Raw genomic sequence first — 23,560 nt, forward strand, 5'->3', positions numbered from 1 at the left:
TCAGAATGTCATCCCTTGCGGGCGACTGCATGAAAAGTGGATTTCCACCGCGCTTAACGCGCGATGGAACGCTTGAAGCGAGTTTCGAGTTTGGCTTGACCGTATTCCAGAACGATGGAAAGGGCCCAATAGATCATCGAAGCGGTGATGAGCATTTCGATATGCCGGAACTCAGTCTGGCCCTGCGTACGGGCAAGATACATGAGTTCCCAAACGCCGATGACGGAGACCAGCGACGAGTCCTTGAGCATCGCGATGAACTGGTTGCCGGTTGGCGGAATGATGATGCGCATCGCTTGGGGAAGGGTGACCAGCCACATGGTCTGCGAAGGCCCAAGGCCCAACGCATATGCGCCTTCCTGTTGCCCACGTGGAATGCTCTCGATGCCCGCACGAAAGATCTCGGTCATATAGGCGCCGTAGCATAAGGACAGCGCCAGAATGCCGGCAGGGATAGGTCCGATGACATAGCCCACCTGCGGCAGTCCAAGGTAGATGATGTAGATCTGCATCAGCAATGGCAGGCCGCGGAAAAGCGAAGTGTAGAACGTCGCCAGACCGTAGACGAGGCCATTCTTTGAAAGTTTGGCCACCGCACCAATCAACGCCAGAATGGTTGCGAAGAATATCGAGGCGGCGGAAATATAAAGCGTCGTGACGACACCCTGGCTAATCAGAAATCCGATCTTTCTTGCGATGAATTCAAATGAGAGATCGAATGAATAGAAGAAGATCATCAATAGCAGGAACAGTTCCAGCCATATTGCCGTGATCTGTGCCCAACGCGGGAAAAGTCTCAGGAAGCTCCAATTGGCGAAGATGATAGCGCTAAGCAGTATCGAGGAGATCAGCGTCGCTTTGGTGAAACCGGCTTTGGCGACTTTCGGGTCAATGCCAAGCCAGTTCGTGATGCCGGAGAACCGGATATTCATGAAACAGAAGAGCGCTGTCAGGATAACGAAAAACGCTATCTGGACAGTGCGTTTGGCGGCCTCAGGCCGCGTCAGAAAAAACCTCCCGAGCATGTTCTCTCCCCTGTCAGCTTGCTTTTCGCTCCGCAAGCCAATCCTGCATCTGCAATTTCCAATAGGTTAGCTGAGCAGCTGCAAGACCCGCAGCACCTCCGGCCCAGACCAGCCCGAATTTTTCGAAGAGCTTGTAGCGGTCACTTTGTCCGCAAATGGCTTCAGCGACGACTTTACCGCCGATGGCAGTTGTGTTCAGCCCATGGCCCCCGAAGGCGGTGCAGTACCATGTGGCTCGGTCCAACTGACCGATCTGCGGCATCAGGTGTCTGGCGTAGGACATCAGGCCCGACCATGCCAACTCTGTTTTCAGTGAAGCAAGCTGAGGATAAGTTCCCACCATTTCGTTACGCAACTCGCGCACCACGCCGGGCGTGTCGGCTGCTCGTGTCGTGATGCGTCCACCCCACAAAAGCCTGCGACCACCGTCGATCACGCGGTAGTAGTCGCCAGCACGACGATTATCACCAATTGCTGACGTGGTGCGGATGGCCGATGCGATCAGTTCGGGAGCTTCTTCACTCACCATCACATAGGTGGCGATGGGCAGATAGGCTCGCCTGATCTGGCTGACTAGTCCATCGGTATAGCCACCGGTGGTAATCAGCACTGCACCTGCTTTAACTTGTCCGCGGGCTGTTTTTATAAGCTTGCCATCATTGTGGTCGAGCAACTGGACTACGCGGCTATGCTCGAAAATCCGCCCGCCGAGCCGCTCGATCTCGCGTCCGAGTGCCCGTAAATAGTTCAGCGGATGGATATGAAACGCATTGGGATCGTAGACCGATTGGAAATAGCGCTTGGAATTCAGAATATTGCGCGTTTCAGCCGTTGGGTGAAAATCTATTCTGTAGCCATAATCGCGTTGAAGCAAATCGGCATAATGTTTCAGGCTGTCGCCATCGTCATACCGGCGCACGCTCATAATGCCGGGAATGAGTTGGGCTTCTGCAATCTTCAACGCGTTAATGTTCTGCCGAACAAAATCGACACCTTCGATCGACAATTCATGAAGTGATCGGGCGACGGTCTTGCCAGCGCGGGCGGCAATGTCATCCTCGCCGGATGCAAAGCCGGGACTAACAAATCCTCCATTGCGGCCGGATGCACCGAAACCGATGCTCTCAGCTTCCAGGACAACGACTTTCTTGCCCGCTCGCGACATCTGCAACGCGGCCGACAAGCCTGCAAGTCCGCCGCCAATCACTGCGACATCTGCTGTTGTTTCGCGTTCAAGCGTTGGACGCGCTAAATCGTCCGCCTTTGTTTGGCTATAATAAGTGGCCGGATAAGTCATCGCAACACCAGGAAAAGCATATCGGATGAGCCATCGTCACGATGGCTCATTACAATATTGATTTAAGGGTAATATCAGTCGGCGCTGTAGTCTTTGCCGTACCACTTTGCAGTGAGCGTCGCCAAAGTGCCGTCAGACTTCATCTGCTGGATGATTTCGCCAATCTTGGCAGTCCATTCCGGGTCGTTCTTTTCGGCGATAACGACGAGCGGCTCGCGGAAGGCATATTCGCCCTCAAGAATCTTGACGGGATAACCGTTCTTGATGGCGTTCTGTGCCGTTTGCTCTGGAGCGATGATCGCATCGATGCGGACGCCATCACCCAGTCTCAGATCGTCGAATGGCAGCATGGAATCTGCGAAAGTGCGAATTTCGCCTGGTTCGAGCTTGTACTCGATCGGGGGAAGGCCGGGCGCGTCGATTTCCAACTGCCGACGGGCGAAATCTTCTGAAGTCGTGGCCGTTTCAACGCCAATGACTTTGCCTTTGAGATCGGCGACCGATTTCGCCTCGCTATCCTTGTGCACGACATAGACATAGGGGCTGTAATAGTAGACCCCGGCAAAATCGATGACCTTGGCGCGCGCCTTGGTCGGGGTCACCGACCCAACGCCAACGTCGTAACGGCCCTGCCAGCGCCCACCGGTCAATGTCGCCCAGTCCGGCGTTTCGAAGGAAACGGTGACGCCAAGACGTTTGCCAATCTCGTTGGCCACATCCACGTCGAAGCCTACGAGCTTGTTGGAATCATCCAGAAAGCTTTGGGGTGGCCAGCCTGCATTGGTTGCGACGACCATGGCCTTTTTTTCCATGACGCGATCCAGCGTTTCGCCTGCAAAGGCAGAGAAACCAGTCGCCAGAATGGCGCCTGCGACACCCATTATCGTTATGATTTTTTTCATTTTATCGAACCCCTCCTCAGGTCTGATGCGTGAGCATTGCATAAACCTGGAAGTGGCGGCTAGGCAGTCCGAAGAAGTAGGTTATGAAATTAGCGTATGATGATATGCAATTCTTGCAGAATATAAGGTCAGCCGAATGTGGGGCTGGGGCCGCCCGAATGAGAAGCCCCGCGATGGCGCACGAAATCGGCTGATCGCTCGTGGCGTAAATTATTGATTTCGCACGGCCATTGCCGTCACTTCGACCCGCATTTCAGGAGTGGCGAGCCCGGCGACGCCGACCGCGCAACGAACCGGAAAAGGCTTTTTGAAAAAGCGCAGATAAACTTCGTTGAAGGCAGGGCGTTCATTGATATCGGTCAGATAGATCGTCAGATGAATGACATTCGCCAGACTGCTGCCTGCCTTTTCGAGCGATGCTCTGAGGCTGTTCAGCGTGCATTCGCTTTGGGCAGTTATGTCGCCGGTTTCCATGGAGCCGTCTGCCCGGATAGGGATATGGGTCGTTACCAGAAAATTGCCGATGCCTGCGACATCGGAAGAGATTTCGCTTTCGTCCGTATCCTCCAGAAAATAGGGCGTTGCGTAGTTTGTCATGGTCATTCTCCAAGAGGTTAGGTGTTTGTGAAAAGCGTGAAGCGGTTTTCCGATAAGTTGTGCGCTAAAACAAGCAGCCAGATCATTTCCGTCGATTGAGTGAGTCCGATTGTCTTGAGGTAGCAACAATGTGTACTCGCCGGGACGGGCAACCTATTGCGATGGTGGTCGAGCGGGTCTAAGAAACACGTCGGAGGCGAGGAGGCTTCCCTCAACGACGACCGGTTCTGGTCTGAAGGCAATCCATGACAGAAAAACATTCTCATCGCGGGCTTGTTGTTGCCGCGATTATGGCAAGCATGGCAATGATCGCCGTGGAGGCAACGATTGTGTCAACCGCAATGCCACAGATCGCGGCGCAACTGGGTCAGCTCAATCTCTATTCCTGGGTTTTCTCGTCATTTCTTTTGACACAGACAGCAACGACCGTCGTGTTTGGCAAACTGGCCGACATTTACGGGCGCAAGCCGGTTCTTGTTTTTGGTATTGCGCTGTTCCTGACGGCTTCTGTGCTGGCCGGTTTCGCGTGGTCTATGCCTTCGATGATTGTTTTCCGGCTATTGCAGGGCATTGGGGCAGGGGCGATCCAGCCTGCGGCCATGACCGTTGTGGCCGATCTTTTCCCTGGAGCGCAGCGCAGTAAGGTTCAGGGATATCTTGCCAGCGTCTGGGCACTGTCAGCCGTTGTCGGTCCGCTACTGGGCAGCCTGATCATTCACAATCTGAGCTGGGCCTGGGTATTCTGGATCAATGTGCCGGTCGGCATTCTGGCCGCGTCGGGCTTTCTTCTCTTCCTCCATGAGGAGAAGCGGACAAAGCCGGTATCGGTCGATGTGCTTGGTGCGGCACTTTTCGCCGTCTCCATTTCCTCTCTGATGATTGCGCTCACCCTGATGGAGAGTGCAGTTTCGCTCGAAGGAATTCTGGCGTTCATTCTCTTTGCTCTTTCACTGATTGCGTTCATCTGGCAGGAACGTCGCGCAAAGGAGCCCATGGTCGCACCAGACCTGTGGCTGAAACGTCCTATCGCTTTCTCCAATCTGGCGGTCTTTCTGGCCAGCATGTCGATCATGGGGCTGACGACATTCCTGCCGATGTATGTGCAGACAGTTCTCGACCGTTCTCCTGTGGTCGCGGGCTTCGCCTTGACCATGTTGCTGCTGGGCTGGCCGTGCGGGGCCACGATTGCATCGCGGCAATTTACGCGGTTCGGATTGCGCCCGATCATGATCGCCGGAAGCATCTGCATTCCGATTGGCACCTCTCTGCTTGTCATGCTGAGCCCGTCAAGTTCCGCCACACTGGCCGGAACCGGTTCTCTGATCATGGGTTTTGGAATGGGGCTGCTCAACATTGGAGCGCTCATCCTGACACAGGATAGCGTGAGTTGGTCGGAGCGCGGCAGCGCCACGGCATCGAACGTCTTCTCGCGCAATTTGGGCAGCACGCTTGGAGCAGCCATTCTCGGTGCGGTGCTGACCTATGGCCTTGCCAACGCTAATCATGGCGAAGCGATTACGTCAGACCAGCTTCGCGACTTGTTGAATGGCGCGGAGATGTTGATTGACCAGCAGGAGCTTCGGCTGGCGCTTCAACATGCGCTGCACGCAACATTTGTAGCAATGATGCTTATCGCGGTCCTGATCGTGCCGGCTTGCCTCTGTGTGCCCGGAGTGAAGAAGACCTACGAAGAAAACGTGGTGACTTGAATATCACCGAATATCTGAAAGCCATGGACTCAGCCGACCTGAAATCAACGTTCGGCTGAAATCGTGACCTTGCGGTAACCGATTTGGCGAGCAATAGCTCTTCGCAGATGGAAAGCGCCTGAAAAAGCAAAAATCCCGGACAAAGCCGGGATTTTGTTGCCTATCTGATCGGAAAACTGGAGCGGGCGAAGGGATTCGAACCCTCGACCCCAACCTTGGCAAGGTTGTGCTCTACCCCTGAGCTACACCCGCTCGCGCCAGTCGTTTCCGTCAGGCAGGCGCTATATGAACTAACACCCCGGAGATTGCAACAGGGAAATTACAGGAAAATGTCGTTTCAGCGAAATTAGCTGTCGGTTAAATTGTAACCATCTGTAAATATTACATTTTTCAAATTATGTGCTGTATTCTCGACCGTGGTTCTTCGTTAAAACAAGGAAAATGCGCTTTCACGGATAACGGAAGCGGCTGTCGGAGGGACGAGTCAGCGCTGCTGCGTCTCGTGCGAACATTCCAATTTACTATGCATGGTTTCTAAGCATGTATCCATGGTCTATAAGCGCTGTTGCAAGTCGCCGAAGCGTGAGGAGCGTGACGACATGCGCAACATTTTCAATGCCGAACAGAATGGGGTGGAATCATGCCTTTGTCGCCGAGCGAGCTTCACGACTATCTTCAGAAACTCGGTATCGAAGTAAAAACTGTCGAACATCCTCCCTTGTTCACGGTCTCGGATTCCCAAAGCCTGCGTGGTGAAATTCCGGGTGGCCATACGAAAAATCTCTTCCTGAAAGACAAGAAAGACAATTTCTTTCTCGTGACAGTAGAAGAGGATGCGGTGGTCGATCTGAAGTCGATTCATCAACTGCTCGGCGCTGCAAGCCGTGTTTCGTTCGGCAAGCCGGAAAAGCTGATGGAATATCTGGGTGTGATTCCAGGCGCAGTCACCGTGTTTGGCGCGGTCAACGATACCGCACATAATGTGCAGGTTATTCTTGATGCCGATTTGATGAAGTATGACGTCATTAACAGCCATCCATTGACCAACGAAGCCACGACTTCCATAAAGCGCGACGACCTTGTCGCTTTCCTCAAGTCCACCGGCCATGAACCGCGCGTTCTCGCCGTTTCCGAAGGTGCGAAAGCAGACGCTTCGGTATAAACTGATTTTCGAAACGGGCGGCCTTCTTGCGCATAGCAATTGGCGATTGAAGTGGAAGGCGGGAGCGCTAAGTTACAGCGCAACTTGCTGAAACGACCGTCTTGAAATTGGCTTTCGAAGATACGAACTGAAAGAACGACACCGGCTTGTATGCGGAGCGTCGCATCGGTCGGAAAATACGAAGGAATTTCCTATGAGCAGCCAGAACAATCCTTATGCCGGTGCAGGCGGCCAGATGACGGCAAATGTCTCTTTCGGTTCGGCGCCGACCGCGACCGGAGGTGCAGATCTCGTCAAGGATACGACGACGGCAAGTTTTCAGGCGGATGTCATTACCGAATCCCGCAATCAGCCGGTGCTGGTGGATTTCTGGGCGCCATGGTGCGGACCTTGCAAGCAACTCACGCCGATCATTGAAAAGGCAGTGCGGGACGCTGGTGGCGCTGTCAAGCTGGTCAAGATGAATATCGATGATCATCCGGCCATCGCTGGTCAGCTCGGGATTCAGTCCATTCCGGCTGTCATTGCTTTCGTCAACGGTCAGCCGGTCGATGGTTTCATGGGGGCTGTGCCGGAATCGAAGGTGAAGGAATTCATCGCCAAGATCGGCGGGCCGAGCGACGCGGAAGCGGCGCTTGCCGAAGCCATCACTGCCGCGAATGAACTGGTCGAAGCTGGTGATTTCGTTCAGGCATCGGAGATTTTCTCGTCCATTCTTCATGCCGTCCCGGATAATGTCGATGCGATTGTCGGTCTTGCGACCTGCCTTCTGGAATCCGGTGATGCGGAAAAGGCGCGCGAACTTCTCGCCCAGCTTCCCGCTGACAAGCAGAATGCACCTGCCGTTCGAGCATTGGAAGCGCGTCTTGCATTGGCTGATCAGGTCAAGCTCATTGGTGATCCGATTGCGCTTGAGAAGCGAATTCAGGCGGATCCGAAGGATTATCAGGCCCGCTTTGACCTTGCTCAGGTGCGTAATGCACAGGGGCGGCGTGAAGATGCGGCCAATGAGCTGCTTTTCATCATGAAGTCCGATCGCGAGTGGAACGAAGATGGCGCACGCAGGCAGCTTCTTCAGTTTTTCGAAGCATGGGGCAATGCCGATCCGGCGACGCTCGGTGCGCGGCGCAAACTGTCGTCGCTTCTGTTTTCCTGATCGCGAGCGGTCGGGATTCCAACTGTTAGGGCGCATGTTTAGTGCGTCCTAAAGGGAGGTTGCAATGCAGGTGGGCAATGCCCGTTACAGAACGGGCGCTGATATACCCGAGACCGTGCCGGTTTTCCCGTTGAAAGGGGCGCTGCTTCTGCCCGGTGGCCAGCTTCCACTCAATATTTTCGAGCCGCGCTATTTGGCGATGGTCGAGAATGCCCTGGCGGGAAAACGCATCATCGGCATGATCCAGCCGAAAATCGATGGCGACGATGACGAAACGATCAATGAGCTGGATGAAAGCTTTCGCCCGCAATTGAGTAATGTCGGCTGTCTTGGCCGTATCACAACCTTTGCCGAAACGGGCGACGGTCGCCTGCTGATCACCCTGCAGGGCATCTGTCGGTTTCGCGTGCGGGAAGAAGTCAATTGCCGTCAGCCTTACCGGCAATGCCGGATCATGCCGTTTCTGGCTGATCTGGAGGAGGCGCGGGATTCGTCGGAAATAGACCGGGACGCTTTGCTGGGTGCTTTCCGCGATTATCTGGAAGCGCACAATCTGGAAGCGGATTGGGATAGTATCGCGCGGGCAAACAATGAAACCCTTGTCAATGCGCTCTCCATCATGTCGCCTTTCGGTCCGGCTGAAAAACAGGCCCTTCTGGAGGCCCCCGATTTGAAGACGCGTGCAGCAACTTTGATTGCCATTACCGAAATGGTATTGGCCAGAGTAAAGAACGACGATTTCGGATCGCGGCTGCAATAGATCTCAGGAATAAGCCAATGGACGACAAGACGGAAACCGGAAATATCGATGTTCGCCTGCTGGAACTTCTCGTATGCCCGCTTACAAAGGGGCCCTTGGAGTATGATGCGGAACGTGCCGAATTGATCTCGCGCAAGGCGAAGCTTGCCTATCCGGTCCGGGGCGGAATACCTATCATGCTGCCGTCCGAAGCACGCAGTTTGACAGAGTAAACACAGGTCGATTTGTAGGTGACTGGTGGCCTGAAACGCTGAATAGCACCCGCTCCATCGGCTGTTATTTAATTTCTGCACAAGCCCCTATCTTTTTCATAAGTTTCAGCCACGCGCATTATTGCTTGTCGGACAACAGGGCTCTATAACCCTCGCGGAACTTGATAAAGATGGTATCGGACGGCTTCATGCTCTTCGCTGCTGTCATGGATTTGAACGCAGTATTTCTGGCAAAACGGGTCATTGTTTTCCGGAATATGCGAAACAATACAGAGGCTTGGCATTATGGCATCCAGAAAACTCCTTCTCCTGCCCGGCGACGGCATCGGCCCAGAGGCGATGGCGGAGGTCCGCAAGATCATCGCTTTCCTCAACTCGGGCCTCAATCTCGGCTTTGAAACCGAAGAAGGTCTGGTTGGCGGCTGCGCTTACGACGCGCACGGTCAGGCGATTTCGGATGCTGATATGGAGAAGGCGCTGGCTGCCGATGCCACGCTGTTCGGCGCTGTTGGCGGTCCGAAGTGGGACGATGTGCCTTATGAAGTGCGTCCAGAAGCCGGTCTTCTGCGTCTGCGTAAGGACATGCAGCTCTATGCAAATCTGCGTCCGGCCATCTGCTACCCGGCTCTGGCCCATTCTTCTTCGCTGAAGCCGGAAGTGATCGAGGGTCTCGACATCCTCATCCTGCGCGAGCTGACCGGCGGCGTTTACTTCGGTGAACCGAAGGAAATCATCGACCTCGGCAATGGCCAGAAGCGCGGTATTGATACGCAGGTCTATGACACCTACGAAATCGAGCGCATCGCCGATGTTGCCTTCGAGCTGGCGCGCACGCGCCGCAACAAGGTCACGTCGATGGAAAAACGCAATGTGATGAAGTCGGGCGTCCTGTGGAATCAGGTCGTCACCGCTCGCCACAAGGAAAAGCACGCCGATGTGGAACTGGAGCATATGCTGGCCGACGCTGGCGGCATGCAGCTCGTGCGCTGGCCGAAGCAGTTCGACGTTATCGTGACGGACAATCTGTTCGGCGACATGCTGTCGGACGTTGCTGCAATGCTGACCGGCTCGCTCGGCATGCTGCCGTCCGCTTCGCTTGGGGCTGTCGATTCCAAAACCGGCAAGCGCAAGGCGCTTTATGAGCCCGTCCACGGTTCCGCACCGGATATCGCTGGCAAGGGCGTTGCCAATCCGATTGCAATGATCGCTTCGCTTGCCATGTGCCTGCGTTATTCGTTCAACCTTGTCGATGAAGCTGACCGTCTGGAAGCCGCGATTGCGCAGGTTCTCGATGATGGACTGCGCACCGCCGACATCTGGTCGGAAGGAAAGACCAAGGTTGGCACTGTCGAAATGGGCGATGCCATCCTCGACAAGTTTTCGAAGCTTTCCGCTGAATAAGCGTGACGAGATCGCTTGATGAAAGCCCGCCATGCACCTTGCATGGCGGGCTTTTCTTTTTTGAATAAGTGCCCGATTTGAGGCTGTAAATTCATGCTCCGCTGCATAAGAATAGTGGCATGTTGTTCACGCTCCCAGATCAAAACAAACTCTACGACGCACTTGTCGCCCGTGATGCCACTTACGAGGGCAGGGCCTATGTCGGTGTTGTCTCAACCGGAATTTTCTGCCGCCTGACTTGTCCGGCGCGGAAACCGAAACAGGAAAACTGCCGCTTTTTCGCATCGGTTGCCGAATGCATGGCCGATGGTTTTCGGCCCTGCAAAAGGTGTCATCCGTTACAACCCGCTGCCGAGGCGGAGCCTTCCGTCAAGAAGCTTCTCGATGCGCTTGAAGCCGATCCGGAACGACGCTGGAGCGAAGAAGATGTTGCCCGAATGGGGCTCGATCTCTCGACCGTCCGCCGCAGTTTCCGCCGTCATTTCGGAATGACATTTCTGGAAATGGCGCGGCAGGAGCGCTTGCGGCATGGGTTCCAGGCGCTTGCCGACGGCGGGCGTGTCATCGACGCCCAAATTGATGCAGGTTTTGAATCCCCGGAAGCTTTTCGGAGTGCCTTTGCACGTATTCTTGGCCTTCCACCTGGCAAATTGCGGGGTGATGGTTTGCTGCGCGCCGACTGGATCAAGTCACCGCTTGGTACGATGATCGCGATCTGTGATGCGCGAAGCCTGCACCTTCTGGAGTTTGCTGATCGCAAGGCGCTGTCTGCGGAACTGAAGAAACTCTATGCTACCTGTCGCGGTGATCTGGGGATTGGTCGTTTCAGCACCCATGATCTCGTCGAGCAGCAGTTGAATGCCTTCTTCGACGGCAATTCTCCGACGTTCGATTTGTCGCTGGTGCTGCATGGCAGTGCTTTTACGCAAGGGGTCTGGCGTGAACTTCAGAACATTAGGGCCGGAGAGACGCGCAGTTACAGTGAACTGGCGCAGGCCATGGAAAAACCGCTTGCCGTGCGCGCCGTCGCCCGGGCCAATGGGGCAAACCAGATTGCCATCGTCATTCCATGCCATCGTGTGATTGGCGCGGATGGGTCGTTGACCGGTTATGGCGGCGGTCTCTGGCGCAAGCAGAAGCTGATTGAAATCGAAGCGCAATATCGCAGATAGATCATCAGGCGAACATGAAAACGCCGCCCATCGGGCGGCGTTTTCTCGTTCTAGGCGCGTTGACTAGTCGAGCTTGTGCAGGTCGACGCCCTTGGTTTCCTTGACGAAGATCATGCCGATCACAAAGGTGATGGAGGCGATGATAATCGGATACCAGAGGCCGTAATAGATGTCGCCCTTGGCAGCGCTCAGTGCGAACACGCCCGCCGGAAGCAGACCGCCAAACCAGCCGTTGCCGATGTGATATGGCAGCGACATGCCGGTGTAGCGGATGCGGGTCGGGAACATCTCGACGAGGATCGCGGCAATCGGGCCGTACACCATCGTCACGTAGATGACGAGGATGGTCAGGATGGCGATTGTCAGGAACCAGTTCACCTGTGCAGGGTCGGCGACCATCTTGAACGCACCGGCATTCGGGATAGTGTAGACAGCCTGATCGGTGCTGACGCCAAGGCCGTCAGCTTCGGTCTGGGTCAGAAGCTTCTGCTTCACCAGATCGGCAGCCGGAACCATGGTCTTGTCTCCGGCGCGGATGGCTTCGGCATTCAGCTGAAGTTCCGGATTGGCGGCGACGAATGCATCAAGCTTGCTGTCCGTCACTTTCGCAGGGTCGCGAACGAGCGGGAAACCGGCCTTCTGCAGGGCAAGGTTCACGTCGTGAGACAGGGCCGACTGCTTGGCCGCAGCATCTGCTCCAGCCTGAACCGCGTCGTAAGACGTGATCGTGCTGTCGCCGATCGTGACGGTTGCCGCAGTGCCGGCTGCCGCTGTCTGCACGATTTCATAAGGCACCGAGCTCTTGGCGAGGAAGCTTGTCGCGACATCGCAAGACGTGGTGAACTTCGACGTGCCGGTGGCGTTGAACTGGAAGTTACAATCGCCGGGGGCAGCAGTAACGGTTGCCTTGATGGTCTGTTCAGCCTGTGCGAGAGCCGGGTTTGCAGCACCGGTGAGAGCTTTGAACAGCGGGAAGTAAGTTACGGCAGCAAGCAGAAGACCTGCCATGATGATCGGCTTGCGACCGATCTTGTCCGACAGCCAGCCGAAGAAGACGAAACCGCCGGTGCCGATCAGGAGCGCGATGGCAACCATGATATTTGCCGACTGGTTTTCGACCTTCAGAACGTTCTGGAGGAAGAACAGGGCGTAGAACTGACCGCAATACCACACGACGGCCTGACCGGCAGTGAGGCCGAAGAGGGCGATGAGTGCGATCTTGGCGTTCTTCCATTGGCCGAATGCTTCGGAAAGCGGGGCTTTGGAGGTCTTGCCTTCTTCCTTCATGCGCTTGAATGCAGGCGACTCGCTCATCTGCATACGGATCCACACGGAAATGCCGAGCAGGACGATGGAGACGAGGAACGGAATGCGCCAGCCCCAGGCGGCGAAGGCTTCCTTGCTCAACACCGCCTGGATGCCGAGGATCACCAGCAGCGACAGGAACAGGCCGAGCGTTGCCGTGGTCTGGATCCATGACGTGAAGAAGCCGCGCCGATTGTTCGGAGCATGTTCCGCAACATAGGTTGCAGCGCCGCCATATTCGCCACCGAGTGCCAGGCCCTGCAGCATGCGCAGGGCGATCAGGATGATCGGTGCGAAAATGCCGAGCGTGGCCGAGCCAGGCAGGACACCCACGAGAAACGTGGACGCGCCCATGATGACGATGGTAACAAGGAATGTGTACTTACGGCCGACGAGATCGCCGATGCGTCCGAAAACGAGTGCGCCGAACGGCCGGACGAGAAAGCCTGCCGCGAAAGCGAGCAGAACGAAGATGTTTCGGGTTGCTTCCGGATATTCGTTGAAGAAGGCTGCGCCGATGAAGGCTGCAAGCGTTCCGTAGAGATAGAAGTCGTACCATTCGAAGACGGTACCAAGCGATGACGCAAAGATCACCTTGCGTTCTTCGCTCGTCATTTTCTGCGTGCCGACATCGGCACTTGACGAGACTGCCATTAATCTGTCCTCCCAAACAGAGCCCCTGACGGGCAAATGTAAGACGATCCTTCTTCACCGGGTAAATGAAGTTCGCCTGATGCGCCGGGAACAGTTCCTCTCAACTGTCCGGGCGCTCTCCTCACACTTGCATGATGAACCGAAAAAGGGGATTCGTGCAGTAGTCTTTAGTATGAGACAGAACTGACGGCTTGAAATACTAGGAAAAATTAATAAAGCGCCAAAAAATGCGCTCCTTGAAGGGTTGGAGAATTGACTCCATCTATAAACCGCGTAAAAGCAGTGGCGAACGAAGGAGAACCCGCGTGGATCGCGTCAACGTAGCGTCAGTTTCGCTTGGAACTGCCGGCATTTTTGCCGGGGCAGCGCGCATGCCTTCGATTTCCAAAACACTCACGGCCATTACTAAAACGACCACGAAAACGGTCTGATTCCCTTGGCCTGCTCGCCCTCTCCCCGGGTCTGGCCCGGGGGCGGAAGTCCCGCGTGGCCTGCGGGGTTCCGAATCTGGAAGCGGAGAGGGACAGGAGACGAGAAATGGGTTTCAAGGTTGCAGTTGTCGGCGCCACCGGAAATGTCGGGCGCGAAATGCTCAATATCCTCGAAGAACGCGGCTTTCCGGCTGACGAAGTTGTCGCGCTTGCATCGCGCCGCAGCCAGGGCACGGAAGTGTCCTATGGCGACCGGACGCTGAAGGTCAAGGCGCTCGACACATATGATTTCTCCGATACGGACATCTGCCTGATGTCTGCTGGTGGCGAGATTTCTAAGGAATGGTCGCCGAAGATCGGCAAGCAGGGCTGTGTCGTCATCGATAATTCCTCGGCCTGGCGTTATGACTCGGAAGTGCCTCTGATCGTGCCGGAAGTGAACCCGGACGCAGTCGAAGGCTTCCGCAAGAAGAACATCATTGCCAACCCGAACTGCTCGACAGCCCAACTCGTCGTGGCTCTGAAGCCGCTGCACGATGCTGCGAAGATCAAGCGCGTCGTCGTGTCGACCTACCAGTCAGTTTCCGGCGCGGGCAAGGAAGGCATGGATGAGCTGTTCGAACAATCACGCGCTGTTTTCGTGGCCGATCCTGTCACGGCGAAGAAGTTCACCAAGCGCATCGCGTTCAACGTGATCCCGCATATCGATGTCTTCATGGAAGACGGCTACACCAAAGAAGAATGGAAGATGGTGGCCGAAACCAAAAAGATGCTCGATCCCAAGATCAAGCTGACGGCAACGGCTGTTCGCGTTCCGGTCTTCATCGGTCACTCCGAAGCGGTCAATATCGAGTTCGAAAACCCGATTACGCCGGAAGAAGCACGCGAGATTCTGCGTGAAGCTCCGGGCTGCCAGGTTGTCGACAAGCATGAGAACGGCGGCTACATCACGCCTTATGAATCCGCAGGCGAAGATGCGACCTATATCAGCCGTATCCGCGAGGACATCACGGTTGAGAATGGTCTGGCACTGTGGGTTGTTTCCGACAATCTGCGCAAGGGCGCTGCTCTCAACACGATCCAGATCGCTGAATTGCTGGTCGCACGTGGCCTTATCAAGCCAAAGGCACTTGCTGCCTGATCCGCAGTGTTCAGTACAGACAACGAAAAGCGCCGGGAAACCGGCGCTTTTTTGTTAGAGCGCGTTTCGATCTGATAGAATCAGATCGGCGCTCTAACCTCTTTTATTTGAAGCATAATCTTATCGATCCTCGTTTCACTCCGGTCGGATTATGCTCTAGGGGGAAATGCTCTCTGCGAGATTGCCGCGTATATTGAGCAATCGCGTGCGCAAATCCTGCAACTCATCGGTGGGCCGACCAAGTGCGCAGAAGACCTGTTCGGGGATGCTCTCGGCTTCCTTGCGCAGTGCCTTGCCTTCGTCAGTCAATGTGATGCGGACCTGCCGCTCATCCTGCGGGTCACGCCGACGTGCGATCCGTCCGGCGGCTTCAAGGCGTTTCAGCAGTGGGGTCAGGGTTCCTGAATCCAGATTGAGCTTTGCGCCAATCTCAGAGACGGTTCGATTGTCCTGTTCCCAGAGCACGATCATTACCAGAAATTGCGGATAGGTAAGGTCGAGTTTGCTGAGGATCGGTTGATAGGCGCGTGTCAGCGCATTCGCGGTCGAATAGATCGCAAAGCAGACCATGTTGGAAAGGCCAAGATTGGAATCCTGATCATCGCGCTTCATCGTGATAACTCCTTGGCAAATATATACATCATGCGCAATTGGATTGCGCATCACATAGTTGTGAGATTATATTTTGCAAAATTAGATTGTGTGCAATTTAATAATCTGCAAATTTGGCTGCGGAGACAAACCAAAGGAGAAGCCAAATGCCAATTCTGTACACAACCCAATCCACAGCAACCGGTGGCCGTACCGGCAGCGCCAAGACTGCCGACGGACGGCTCAGCGTCGTTCTCGATACACCGAAGGAACTCGGTGGCTCGGGTGGCGAGGGCACCAACCCAGAACAGCTTTTTGCTTCCGGCTATGCGGCCTGCTTCCTCGGTGCCCTGAAATTCGTCGCGGCGAAAGAAAAGGTGTCGATTTCCGCTGACAGCACCGTGACCGCGACGGTTGGTATCGGTCCGCGCGAGGATGGCACCGGCTTCGGTCTGGATGTGGCGCTGCAGGTTGCGCTGCAGGGCGTGGATAAGGCGAAGGCGGAAGAGCTGGTTCAGGCGGCACATATTGTCTGCCCATACTCGCATGCAACGCGTGGCAACATTGATGTCCGTCTGAGCGTGGCCTGATATAATGCGATAAAGGCGCCCTGTCGGGGCGCCTTTATCGATTGTCGAGACGTTCTATTCCGCCTGTGCCTCGATATTTTCCATATCGTCGTCGGACAGGCCGAAATGGTGGCCGATTTCGTGGATCAGCACATGGGTGATGATATCACCCAGCACTTCTTCATGTTCGGACCAATAGTCAAGGATCGCACGACGGTAGAGCGTAATGCGGTTCGGACCATCGCCGGTCTGCAGGCTGAAACGCTCGCCAATGCCGCGACCTTCAAAAAGACCGAGCAGGTCGAAAGGCGTTTCCAGCCCCATATCCTCTATGATCTGATCGTCAGGAAAGTCGGCGATCTGGATGACTATGTCACCGCACAACGCGCGAAACTCCTGCGGCAGATGCGCAAGAGCTTCAATCGCGATGGATTCGATTTCGTCCAGCGAGGGCGAGAGACGTCCCGCCCAGTCGCCGCTTTGATCTTCTCGGGCCATTCCAGCCAATCGTGTCCTATTCAATGTCTCAGGCCACCGGGCTCTTGCAAGCCATATATAATGCTTTCCGACATTATGCCCAGGGACGCTGTTCGGCGCGCTTGGCCTCGAATGTGTCGATGCTGCCAGCCTTTTCCATTGTCAGGCCGATATCGTCGAGACCGTTGAGCAGGCAATGGCGCTTGAAATCATCGACATCAAAGGAAATCGAACCGCCATCCGGACCGTGAATTTCCTTGGCTTCGAGATCGACGGTAAGGGTCGCATTAGCGCCGCGCGAGGCGTCGTCCATCAGTTTGTCCAGATCTTCCTGGCTGACCTTAATCGGCAGAATGCCGTTCTTGAAACAGTTATTGTAGAAGATATCGGCAAACGAGGTCGAGATCACGCAACGGATGCCAAAATCGAGCAGAGCCCATGGCGCATGCTCGCGCGAGGAACCGCAGCCGAAATTGTCGCCCGCAACGAGAATCTGCGCGTTGCGATAGCCCGGCTTGTTCAGGACGAAATCCGGGTTTTCGGTGCCGTCTTCGTTGAAGCGCATTTCGGCGAAAAGACCCTTGCTCAGACCTGTGCGCTTGATCGTCTTCAGGTAATCCTTCGGGATGATCATGTCCGTATCGATATTGACGATCGGCAGGGGGGCGGCAACGCCCGTGAGCTTGGTGAACTTATCCATGTCCTGAACCTGTCGGTTGGGAATTTGTAATTTGCAAACTGGTTTACATCAGCTTGACCGAGAGTCAACGTTTGAGGCCGAAACTGCCCAATAGGTCGCAACTCCCGACCCGTTTCGCGAATTATCCGACGCGCGGACAGGCGCGCCGGATAGTCCGACTGTCGGGTTATGCGCATAATCCTGTCTGGAAACCGCGTCAAGTTTTCCGGATCATGCGTCATTGACGCAGTTCACGCAATTATCCGACGTTTAGGGCGACGCCACCGGTTTCGCTGCCGGTCAGGCGGCGGGACTTGCCATCTGTACCGACGACGATCGTATAACGCCTGCGCCGCATTGAGAGGTTCGGCGAAACCGCCACATCAATGGCCGGATCGAACTGAAGCGTGATGCGCCAAAGTTCGGGCTTGATCGTTTCCTCGACGGCGATGATGCGGGCATCGAACGGCGTGGTATGAAACATGCCGGTAATGCGCTGCCCGACCCGGTAAGGCGCGGTATCATCTTGAGCGGGCGCGGGCGCCACCTTGACGTCATTGGCGGCAAGCGTATTCCAGTCACGCGTGCCGGACTGGCGCGCCACAAGGTCGAGTGCCTTGCCGTGGCTGATGGAGATGCCTTCCTCGCTCAAAGCCTGCCGCAGACGGCGGGCCTGATGCTTGAAGTCAACGTTAGTGGTCCCAGCGATAATAGCTGTGGTCATTGTTTTCGCTCCTGGTTGTGAGCGGCGTTTTCATGAACGGGTGCCTGCATTGCCGTTTCTGCCGTCACCGGAACAAAAACGAAGTTTCAGAATGCTTTACCATGGCCGTAAGGCTGCGGGCGGCCGGTGCATTCCAACCGAAGATCGGAAAATAAGCAGACATGATGCCGATTTCAAGGCCCGCCTGTTCGTGCTCTCCGCGCTTGCGCTGCCGTGCGGTTCGGTGCACAAATCGGGATATGAAAACCGTTGTTCGTCCCCGCCGTTCTGTCCTGTTCGTTCCTGCCGCCAATGCTCGCGCTCTGGAAAAGTCGCTGACCCTTTCAGCGGATTGCGTGATCTATGATCTGGAAGATTCCGTAGCCCCGGAGGCGAAGGTCGCGGCGCGCGATGCGCTGGCGGTGCATTTCGCAAGCCATCCGAAGGTCAATTTCGAGCGGATTGTACGGGTCAATACGGCGGAAACGCCGTGGGGCAGGGATGATGTCGCGGCGGCTGCGAAGATGGGGGCAGATGCGATCCTTCTTCCCAAGGCCGAACGGCCACAGGATATAATCGATGCGGCGAACCGGCTTGATCGTCAGGATGCCGATCCGGCAGTTGGCGTATGGGCGATGATTGAAACCGCGCGTGGTATTCTCAATGCCGATGAAATGGCGGTTCTCGGACATCGTTCGGCAGTGCGGCTTGCCTGTTTTATTGTCGGGCCGAACGATATTGCGCGGGAAACCGGTGTGCGTCCGCAACCGGGGCGCCCTTATCTCGTCCCATGGCTGATGCAGATCATTCTTGCGGCGCGCGCTGGCGGGATCACCGTTCTCGATGGTGTTTATAATGATTTTCGCGATAGCGTTGGCTTCGAGGCAGAATGCGCGCAAGGTGCCGCCATGGGCTTCGACGGCAAGACGTTGATTCATCCAGGCCAGATTGAAGCTGCCAACCGGGCCTTCTCACCGACCGAGAACGAGGTGGCCCATGCCCGCGCTGTTGTTGAAGTCTTCGCCCGGCCTGAAAATACCAAGAAGGGCGTCGTCTCACTCGACGGACAGATGGTCGAACGTCTGCATCTTGAAATGGCCGAGCGCGTGCTCGCGAAGGCGGGCGTAAAGTTATAACAGAGGAAGTAACAGCATGAAGTTATATCGTTTCATCACAGGTCCCGATGATTCCGCATTCTGCCATCGCGTCACTGCGGCACTCAATAAGGGCTGGCAGCTCTATGGCTCGCCGACCTATGCTTTCAATGCCGCGACCGGCGTCATGCATTGCGGCCAGCCGGTGGTGAAGGAAGTCGACGGCGTCGATTACACGCCGGACATCAAGCTCGGCGAATACTGATGGCCGTCTGCCGCATCGTCGCCAATATTGCCGCCGGTGATCCTGCGGCGGCAAAGCGCTTTTATGGCGACTTGCTGGGCCTCGATGTGGTGATGGATTTCGGCTGGATCGTCACCTATGCCACGGATGCGCAGGCGCGGGTACAGGTGAGCATCATGAGCGAAGGTGGAGCGGGCACGCCGGTGCCCGATCTTTCCATTGAGGTCGATGATGTCGATGCCGTGCTGGAGCGTGCCATCGCGCTGGGATTTCCCGTCGAATACGGTCCGGCCGATGAGGAATGGGGTGTGCGTCGTTTCTATACGCGCGATCCCTGTGGGCGGCTCGTGAATATTCTGACCCACAAAAGTTGAAAAAGGCCGGTTTCCCGGCCTTTTGTTTTTGGCTTTAGAGCGGTTCCGTTTAAATGGAATCGTCGGAACCGCTCTATCTATTTGTTTTCACGCATTATCCGACGCAAAACCGCTTCGCAATTTTGATGGAAATGCTCTAATTCAAACCGCGCTTTTCAATCATCGCGTCCGGTGTCGGCATCTTGCCGCGGAAGGCCTTGTAAAGCTCTTCCGGGTCACGGCTGCCGCCAGCGGCATAGATATGCTGCTTCAGCTTCGCCGCCAGTTCGGGATTGAAAGCATCGCCGGTTTCCTCGAATGCCGAGAAAGCGTCTGCGTCCAGTACTTCCGACCACATGTAGGAATAGTAGCCAGCGGAATAACCGTCGCCGGAGAAGACGTGGGTGAAATGCGGCGTGCGATGGCGCATGATGATCGCGTCTGGCATGGAAAGCTTTTCCAGCGTCTTCACCTCGAAAGCGAGAGGATCAGCGATCTTCTCCTTGCCGGTATGGAACGCCATGTCCACGAGCGCGGACGAGGTGAACTCGACCGTGTTGAAGCCAGCGTTGAAGGTGCGGGCCGCAAGGACCTTGTCGAGAAGTGCTTTCGGCATGGCTTCGCCGGTGCGATAGTGCACAGCGTATTTTTCGAGAACCGCAGGAACGGTCAGCCAGTGTTCGTAAAGCTGCGACGGCAATTCTACGAAATCGCGTGAAACGGCAGTGCCGGAAACCGCAGGCCAGGTCACATCCGACAGAAGCCCATGCAGCGCATGGCCGAACTCGTGGAACAGCGTGCGTGCGTCGTCCAGCGAGAGCAGGGCAGGTTCACCGGCCTTTGGCTTCGCAAAGTTCATCACATTGTAGATGATCGGCTTCTGACCATCACCCAGCTTGTGGCTTGATTGCAGGGAGCTCATCCATGCGCCCGAGCGCTTCGAGGTGCGGGCGAAATAGTCGCCAAGGAAGAGGCCGCGTTCGCTGCCATCCGCATTGAAGACCTGAAACACCCGCACATCGGGGTGCCATGCGGCGATGCCCTTCTTTTCCTCGAAGCGGATGCCGAACAGGCGGCCTGCCACGTCGAAAGCGGCTTCGATGATCTTTTCCAGTTGAAGATAGGGCTTCAGTTCCGCTTCATCGAAGGCGAAGCGTTCGGCGCGTAGCTTTTCGGCATAGAAACGCCAATCCCATGGCGCGACCTTGTGGTTGCCGCCATCGGCTGCGATCAGACGCTCCAGCTCGACTTCTTCTTCATGGGCCTTGGCGCGTGCCTTGTCCCATACCGGCTCCAGTAGGTCCATGACCGCCTTTGGCGTTTTGGCCATGGTGTCGTCGAGCTTGTAGGCGGCAAAATTGGCGTAACCGAGCAGATGGGCCTTGCGCTCGCGCAGTTCCACCATCTCGCGCACGATGTCGCGATTGTCGCTTTCGCCGCCATTCTCACCGCGCTTTGCCCAGGCATTGAACGCCTGTTCGCGCAGTTCGCGGTTTTCGGAGAAGGAAAGGAATGGCTCGACAATCGAGCGTGACAACGTAACCGTCCAGGCATCAGGTCTGCCGCGCTCGGCGGCAGCACTCTGCATGGCATTTTTCAGGAAATCAGGAAGACCGGTGAGGTCGGCTTCATCGATGATGAACAGGGCCCAGCGCGATTCATCCTTCAGCACATTCTGACCAAATCGGGCGCCAAGTCCGGCAAGCTTTTCATTGATGCCTGCAAGCTCCGTCTTGCCCGCTTCATCGAGCTTCGCGCCTGACCGGACAAAACCCTTCCACGTCTTTTCAAGAACGCGTTTGGTTTCGGTGTCGAGGTCCAGCATATCGCGATTTTCATAAAGCGCGTCGATGCGGGCGAAAAGCGCCGGGTCCATCATGATACGCGAATAGTGACGCGACATTTTCGGCGCGATCTCGCGTTCCAGAGCCTGGATCGTGTTGTTGGTATGCGCGCCAGCGCGCAGCCAGAAAATGGAGGAAACGCGGTCGAGCGCCTTGCCCGTCAACTGAAGCGCTTTGAGCGTGTTATCGATGGTCGGCTCATCCTTTGCCCCGGCGATGGCTTCCACTTCTGCGAGGTCCGCAGCCAAGGCAGCATCGAATGCAGATGCGAAATCGTCATCCTTGAAGGCGGTGAAATCCGGCAGGCCCAGCGGTCCGTTCCATTCAGTCAGCGCATGATTGTAGGCGGGCTTGTCGGACATGATGAAACTCCAGATCAAGTGAATTTGGTATGAACCAGACTTAGGATTTAGAAAGCGGGCGGGCAAGAGGTTCACGACATTGAAGACAGCTTTCGGGAAAAAGCGTTCGACATTGTCTCGCAGGGCTTGACTTTATAGCCGACCCAGCGCACATCACGCTCGCAGCCGGATTTCTGCGGCAGCAATTTCAACCGGAGTTTTATTCTCTTATGCCAAGCGACAGTCACAGTCGATTGTTTCAGCCGTCAAGGCAGTTCGTGATCTGATCGCTTGCGGTCGGCTTGCACGGTCTGCCTTTGACGGCGGATCGACAGAAAGGCAAGCCCATGACCGACAACAACTTCTTCCCGGAAGTACTCAATGTTGCCGACCTCCCTGCTGCTGCCATCGCAAGCCGCATTGCGGACATGCGTACCGGCGACGCAGTGGAACTCGTTAACGAACTCGATGCCGATGATGCAGTCGCCGTCATCGCACAGCTTTCGCACGAAGATGCCATCCGTCTGCTCGACCAGCCGGAGCTGCACCGTGCTACCGAAATCATTGCTACCCTCCCGCCCGGCCTTGCAAGCCTCCTGCTCGACGGCATGTCGGCGGACCGTGCAACCGACGTTTTCCAGGAACTGGAAGATGACGACCGTGCACGCCTGTTTCCTATCCTCGCGCCTGAAACCAAAGCCGCGCTGAAGAAATTGATGGGCTATCCGCCAAATACGGCGGGCTCGCTCATGACCATCGAATTCATCGCTGTCCCTTCCAACTGGAATGTCGGCCAGACGCTGGAACATATCCGCAAGGTGGAGCGCACCCGCGAGACGGTTTATGCCATCTATGTGGTCGATCCGGTCAGCCGCGTTCTGTTGGGCGTGGTTAGCTTGCGTCGCCTCATCATCCGCCAGCCGGACGAGCCGATCCTGTCCATTGCACGCGATGACGAGCCGATCACGATTTCGCCTTTGTCGAGCCGCGAGGAAGTAGCTCGCCTGTTCCGCAAGCACGATCTTCTGGCCGTACCTGTCGTGGATGAAAGCCGCCACATCATCGGAATCGTAACCGTTGATGACGTGCTCGACGCCATGACGGAAGAGGCAAGCGAGGACGCTTATCGTTTTGGCGGTATGGAGGCGCTCGACAAGCCCTATATGCGCATCGGCTTCGGCGAGATGCTGAAGAAACGTGCCGGCTGGCTCGGCATCCTTTTCCTCGGTGAAATGCTGACGGCAAGCGCGATGCAGCATTTCGAGCTGGAGCTTGAAAAGGCGCTGGTGCTGACATTGTTCATCCCGCTCATCATGTCTTCGGGCGGCAATTCAGGCTCGCAGGCAACCTCGCTGATTATTCGCGCGCTCGCCTTGCAGGAACTGAAGCTCAAGGACTGGTGGCGTGTCGCCTTGCGCGAATTGCCAACGGGACTGGCTCTTGGCAGCTTCCTCGGTGTGATCGGCATCATACGCATTGCCATCTGGCAGACGCTCGGCATTTATGACTATGGCGAGCACTGGATTCTGGTGGCCGCAACTGTCGGCATGGCATTGGTCTGCATCGTGACATTCGGCTCGCTGACGGGCTCCATGCTGCCCTTCATACTGCAAAGGCTTGGATTCGATCCGGCCAGCGCATCGGCGCCTTTCGTCGCCACATTGGTCGATGTGACGGGTCTCGTGATCTATTTCAGCGTCGCGCTAGTGATCCTCTCCGGCACGCTGTTGTAGGTCTGACT

General features: G+C 55.9%; 23 protein-coding genes and 1 tRNA gene. 13 read left to right on the forward strand and 11 right to left on the reverse strand.

The window, feature by feature from the left end:
* Positions 1–53 precede the first annotated feature (53 nt).
* From MKS82_RS26925 to MKS82_RS26940, 4 genes are all read right to left on the reverse strand, one after another.
* Positions 54–1,025 (reverse strand): amino acid ABC transporter permease, encoded by a 972-nt coding sequence (locus MKS82_RS26925; RefSeq protein ID WP_109987519.1) that lies wholly within the window; start codon positions 1,023–1,025, stop codon positions 54–56.
* Between the two features lie 13 nt (positions 1,026–1,038).
* Complete coding sequence (locus MKS82_RS26930; protein ID WP_109987518.1) at positions 1,039–2,322, reverse strand: NAD(P)/FAD-dependent oxidoreductase; 1,284 nt, start codon at positions 2,320–2,322, stop codon at positions 1,039–1,041.
* Between the two features lie 74 nt (positions 2,323–2,396).
* Positions 2,397–3,224 carry a transporter substrate-binding domain-containing protein gene (locus MKS82_RS26935; protein WP_061347723.1) on the reverse strand — a complete coding sequence of 276 codons (828 nt, stop codon included), beginning with the start codon at positions 3,222–3,224 and terminating at the stop codon, positions 2,397–2,399.
* Positions 3,225–3,434: 210 nt separating this feature from the next.
* Entirely contained in the window at positions 3,435–3,821 is a 387-nt protein-coding gene (locus MKS82_RS26940; protein ID WP_240579483.1) for a RidA family protein, read from the reverse strand.
* A gap of 245 nt (positions 3,822–4,066) precedes the next feature.
* Between MKS82_RS26940 and MKS82_RS26945 the strand changes: the two genes are divergently transcribed.
* Positions 4,067–5,530 carry an MDR family MFS transporter gene (locus MKS82_RS26945; protein WP_061347725.1) on the forward strand — a complete coding sequence of 488 codons (1,464 nt, stop codon included), beginning with the start codon at positions 4,067–4,069 and terminating at the stop codon, positions 5,528–5,530.
* Between the two features lie 177 nt (positions 5,531–5,707).
* On the opposite strand, the gene MKS82_RS26950 is transcribed toward MKS82_RS26945, so the two are convergent.
* Positions 5,708–5,782, reverse strand: a tRNA-Gly gene (locus MKS82_RS26950).
* 388 nt (positions 5,783–6,170) lie between these two features.
* On the opposite strand from MKS82_RS26950, the gene MKS82_RS26955 reads away from it, so the two are divergent.
* The 6 genes from MKS82_RS26955 to MKS82_RS26980 all read left to right on the forward strand — a co-directional run bounded on the left by MKS82_RS26955 (position 6,171) and on the right by MKS82_RS26980 (position 11,393).
* Entirely contained in the window at positions 6,171–6,692 is a 522-nt protein-coding gene (locus MKS82_RS26955) for a prolyl-tRNA synthetase associated domain-containing protein (RefSeq protein WP_109987516.1), read from the forward strand.
* Between the two features lie 193 nt (positions 6,693–6,885).
* Positions 6,886–7,848, forward strand: a complete 963-nt coding sequence (gene trxA / locus MKS82_RS26960; RefSeq protein ID WP_109987515.1) for a thioredoxin — start codon at positions 6,886–6,888, stop codon at positions 7,846–7,848.
* Between the two features lie 64 nt (positions 7,849–7,912).
* Positions 7,913–8,608, forward strand: a complete 696-nt coding sequence (locus MKS82_RS26965; protein WP_109987514.1) for an LON peptidase substrate-binding domain-containing protein — start codon at positions 7,913–7,915, stop codon at positions 8,606–8,608.
* A gap of 17 nt (positions 8,609–8,625) precedes the next feature.
* Complete coding sequence (locus MKS82_RS26970; RefSeq protein WP_109987513.1) at positions 8,626–8,820, forward strand: Trm112 family protein; 195 nt, start codon at positions 8,626–8,628, stop codon at positions 8,818–8,820.
* A gap of 285 nt (positions 8,821–9,105) precedes the next feature.
* Positions 9,106–10,221: a 3-isopropylmalate dehydrogenase gene (gene leuB / locus MKS82_RS26975; protein WP_109987512.1), complete on the forward strand. Its 1,116-nt coding sequence runs from the start codon at positions 9,106–9,108 to the stop codon at positions 10,219–10,221.
* Positions 10,222–10,340: 119 nt separating this feature from the next.
* Positions 10,341–11,393 (forward strand): bifunctional transcriptional activator/DNA repair enzyme AdaA, encoded by a 1,053-nt coding sequence (locus MKS82_RS26980; RefSeq protein ID WP_109987511.1) that lies wholly within the window; start codon positions 10,341–10,343, stop codon positions 11,391–11,393.
* Positions 11,394–11,456: 63 nt separating this feature from the next.
* Here the strand turns inward: MKS82_RS26980 and MKS82_RS26985 are convergent, their stop codons facing one another.
* Complete coding sequence (locus tag MKS82_RS26985) at positions 11,457–13,352, reverse strand: MFS transporter (RefSeq protein WP_109987510.1); 1,896 nt, start codon at positions 13,350–13,352, stop codon at positions 11,457–11,459.
* A gap of 537 nt (positions 13,353–13,889) precedes the next feature.
* Here MKS82_RS26985 and MKS82_RS26990 point away from each other — a divergent pair.
* A complete protein-coding gene (locus MKS82_RS26990; RefSeq protein ID WP_109987509.1) occupies positions 13,890–14,924 on the forward strand; it encodes an aspartate-semialdehyde dehydrogenase in 1,035 nt (344 codons plus the stop codon).
* Between the two features lie 156 nt (positions 14,925–15,080).
* Here the strand turns inward: MKS82_RS26990 and MKS82_RS26995 are convergent, their stop codons facing one another.
* Positions 15,081–15,536, reverse strand: a complete 456-nt coding sequence (locus MKS82_RS26995) for a MarR family winged helix-turn-helix transcriptional regulator (RefSeq protein WP_109987508.1) — start codon at positions 15,534–15,536, stop codon at positions 15,081–15,083.
* Positions 15,537–15,682: 146 nt separating this feature from the next.
* Here MKS82_RS26995 and MKS82_RS27000 point away from each other — a divergent pair, with 146 nt between their 5' ends.
* A complete protein-coding gene (locus tag MKS82_RS27000) occupies positions 15,683–16,105 on the forward strand; it encodes an organic hydroperoxide resistance protein (RefSeq protein ID WP_109987507.1) in 423 nt (140 codons plus the stop codon).
* 54 nt (positions 16,106–16,159) lie between these two features.
* Here MKS82_RS27000 and MKS82_RS27005 read toward each other — a convergent pair whose 3' ends face one another.
* The 3 genes from MKS82_RS27005 to MKS82_RS27015 all read right to left on the reverse strand — a co-directional run bounded on the left by MKS82_RS27005 (position 16,160) and on the right by MKS82_RS27015 (position 17,964).
* Positions 16,160–16,582 (reverse strand): metallopeptidase family protein, encoded by a 423-nt coding sequence (locus MKS82_RS27005; protein WP_109987506.1) that lies wholly within the window; start codon positions 16,580–16,582, stop codon positions 16,160–16,162.
* A gap of 73 nt (positions 16,583–16,655) precedes the next feature.
* The gene (leuD, locus tag MKS82_RS27010) at positions 16,656–17,261 is read right to left on the reverse strand and encodes a 3-isopropylmalate dehydratase small subunit (protein WP_061347735.1); all 606 of its coding nucleotides are present in this window, start codon (positions 17,259–17,261) and stop codon (positions 16,656–16,658) included.
* 238 nt (positions 17,262–17,499) lie between these two features.
* Positions 17,500–17,964 carry a glyoxalase superfamily protein gene (locus MKS82_RS27015; protein ID WP_109987505.1) on the reverse strand — a complete coding sequence of 155 codons (465 nt, stop codon included), beginning with the start codon at positions 17,962–17,964 and terminating at the stop codon, positions 17,500–17,502.
* A gap of 239 nt (positions 17,965–18,203) precedes the next feature.
* Between MKS82_RS27015 and MKS82_RS27020 the strand changes: the two genes are divergently transcribed.
* From MKS82_RS27020 to MKS82_RS27030, 3 genes are read left to right on the forward strand one after another with little or no spacing between them, the layout of a single operon-like run.
* On the forward strand, positions 18,204–19,079 hold the full coding sequence (locus MKS82_RS27020) for an HpcH/HpaI aldolase/citrate lyase family protein (protein ID WP_109987504.1): 876 nt from the start codon (positions 18,204–18,206) through the stop codon (positions 19,077–19,079).
* A 16-nt stretch (positions 19,080–19,095) separates the two neighbouring features.
* Positions 19,096–19,302, forward strand: a complete 207-nt coding sequence (locus MKS82_RS27025; RefSeq protein ID WP_002965766.1) for a DUF1737 domain-containing protein — start codon at positions 19,096–19,098, stop codon at positions 19,300–19,302.
* A complete protein-coding gene (locus MKS82_RS27030) occupies positions 19,302–19,655 on the forward strand; it encodes a VOC family protein (protein ID WP_109987503.1) in 354 nt (117 codons plus the stop codon). Before MKS82_RS27025 ends, MKS82_RS27030 begins: the two co-directional genes overlap by 1 nt.
* A 136-nt stretch (positions 19,656–19,791) precedes the next feature.
* On the opposite strand, the gene MKS82_RS27035 is transcribed toward MKS82_RS27030, so the two are convergent.
* Entirely contained in the window at positions 19,792–21,840 is a 2,049-nt protein-coding gene (locus MKS82_RS27035) for a M3 family metallopeptidase (RefSeq protein ID WP_109987502.1), read from the reverse strand.
* Positions 21,841–22,166: 326 nt separating this feature from the next.
* Between MKS82_RS27035 and mgtE the strand changes: the two genes are divergently transcribed.
* Positions 22,167–23,552: a magnesium transporter gene (mgtE, locus tag MKS82_RS27040; RefSeq protein WP_109987501.1), complete on the forward strand. Its 1,386-nt coding sequence runs from the start codon at positions 22,167–22,169 to the stop codon at positions 23,550–23,552.
* Positions 23,553–23,560 lie beyond the last annotated feature (8 nt).

Source organism: Ochrobactrum sp. A-1, assembly GCF_022488005.1.
Lineage (GTDB): Bacteria > Pseudomonadota > Alphaproteobacteria > Rhizobiales > Rhizobiaceae > Brucella.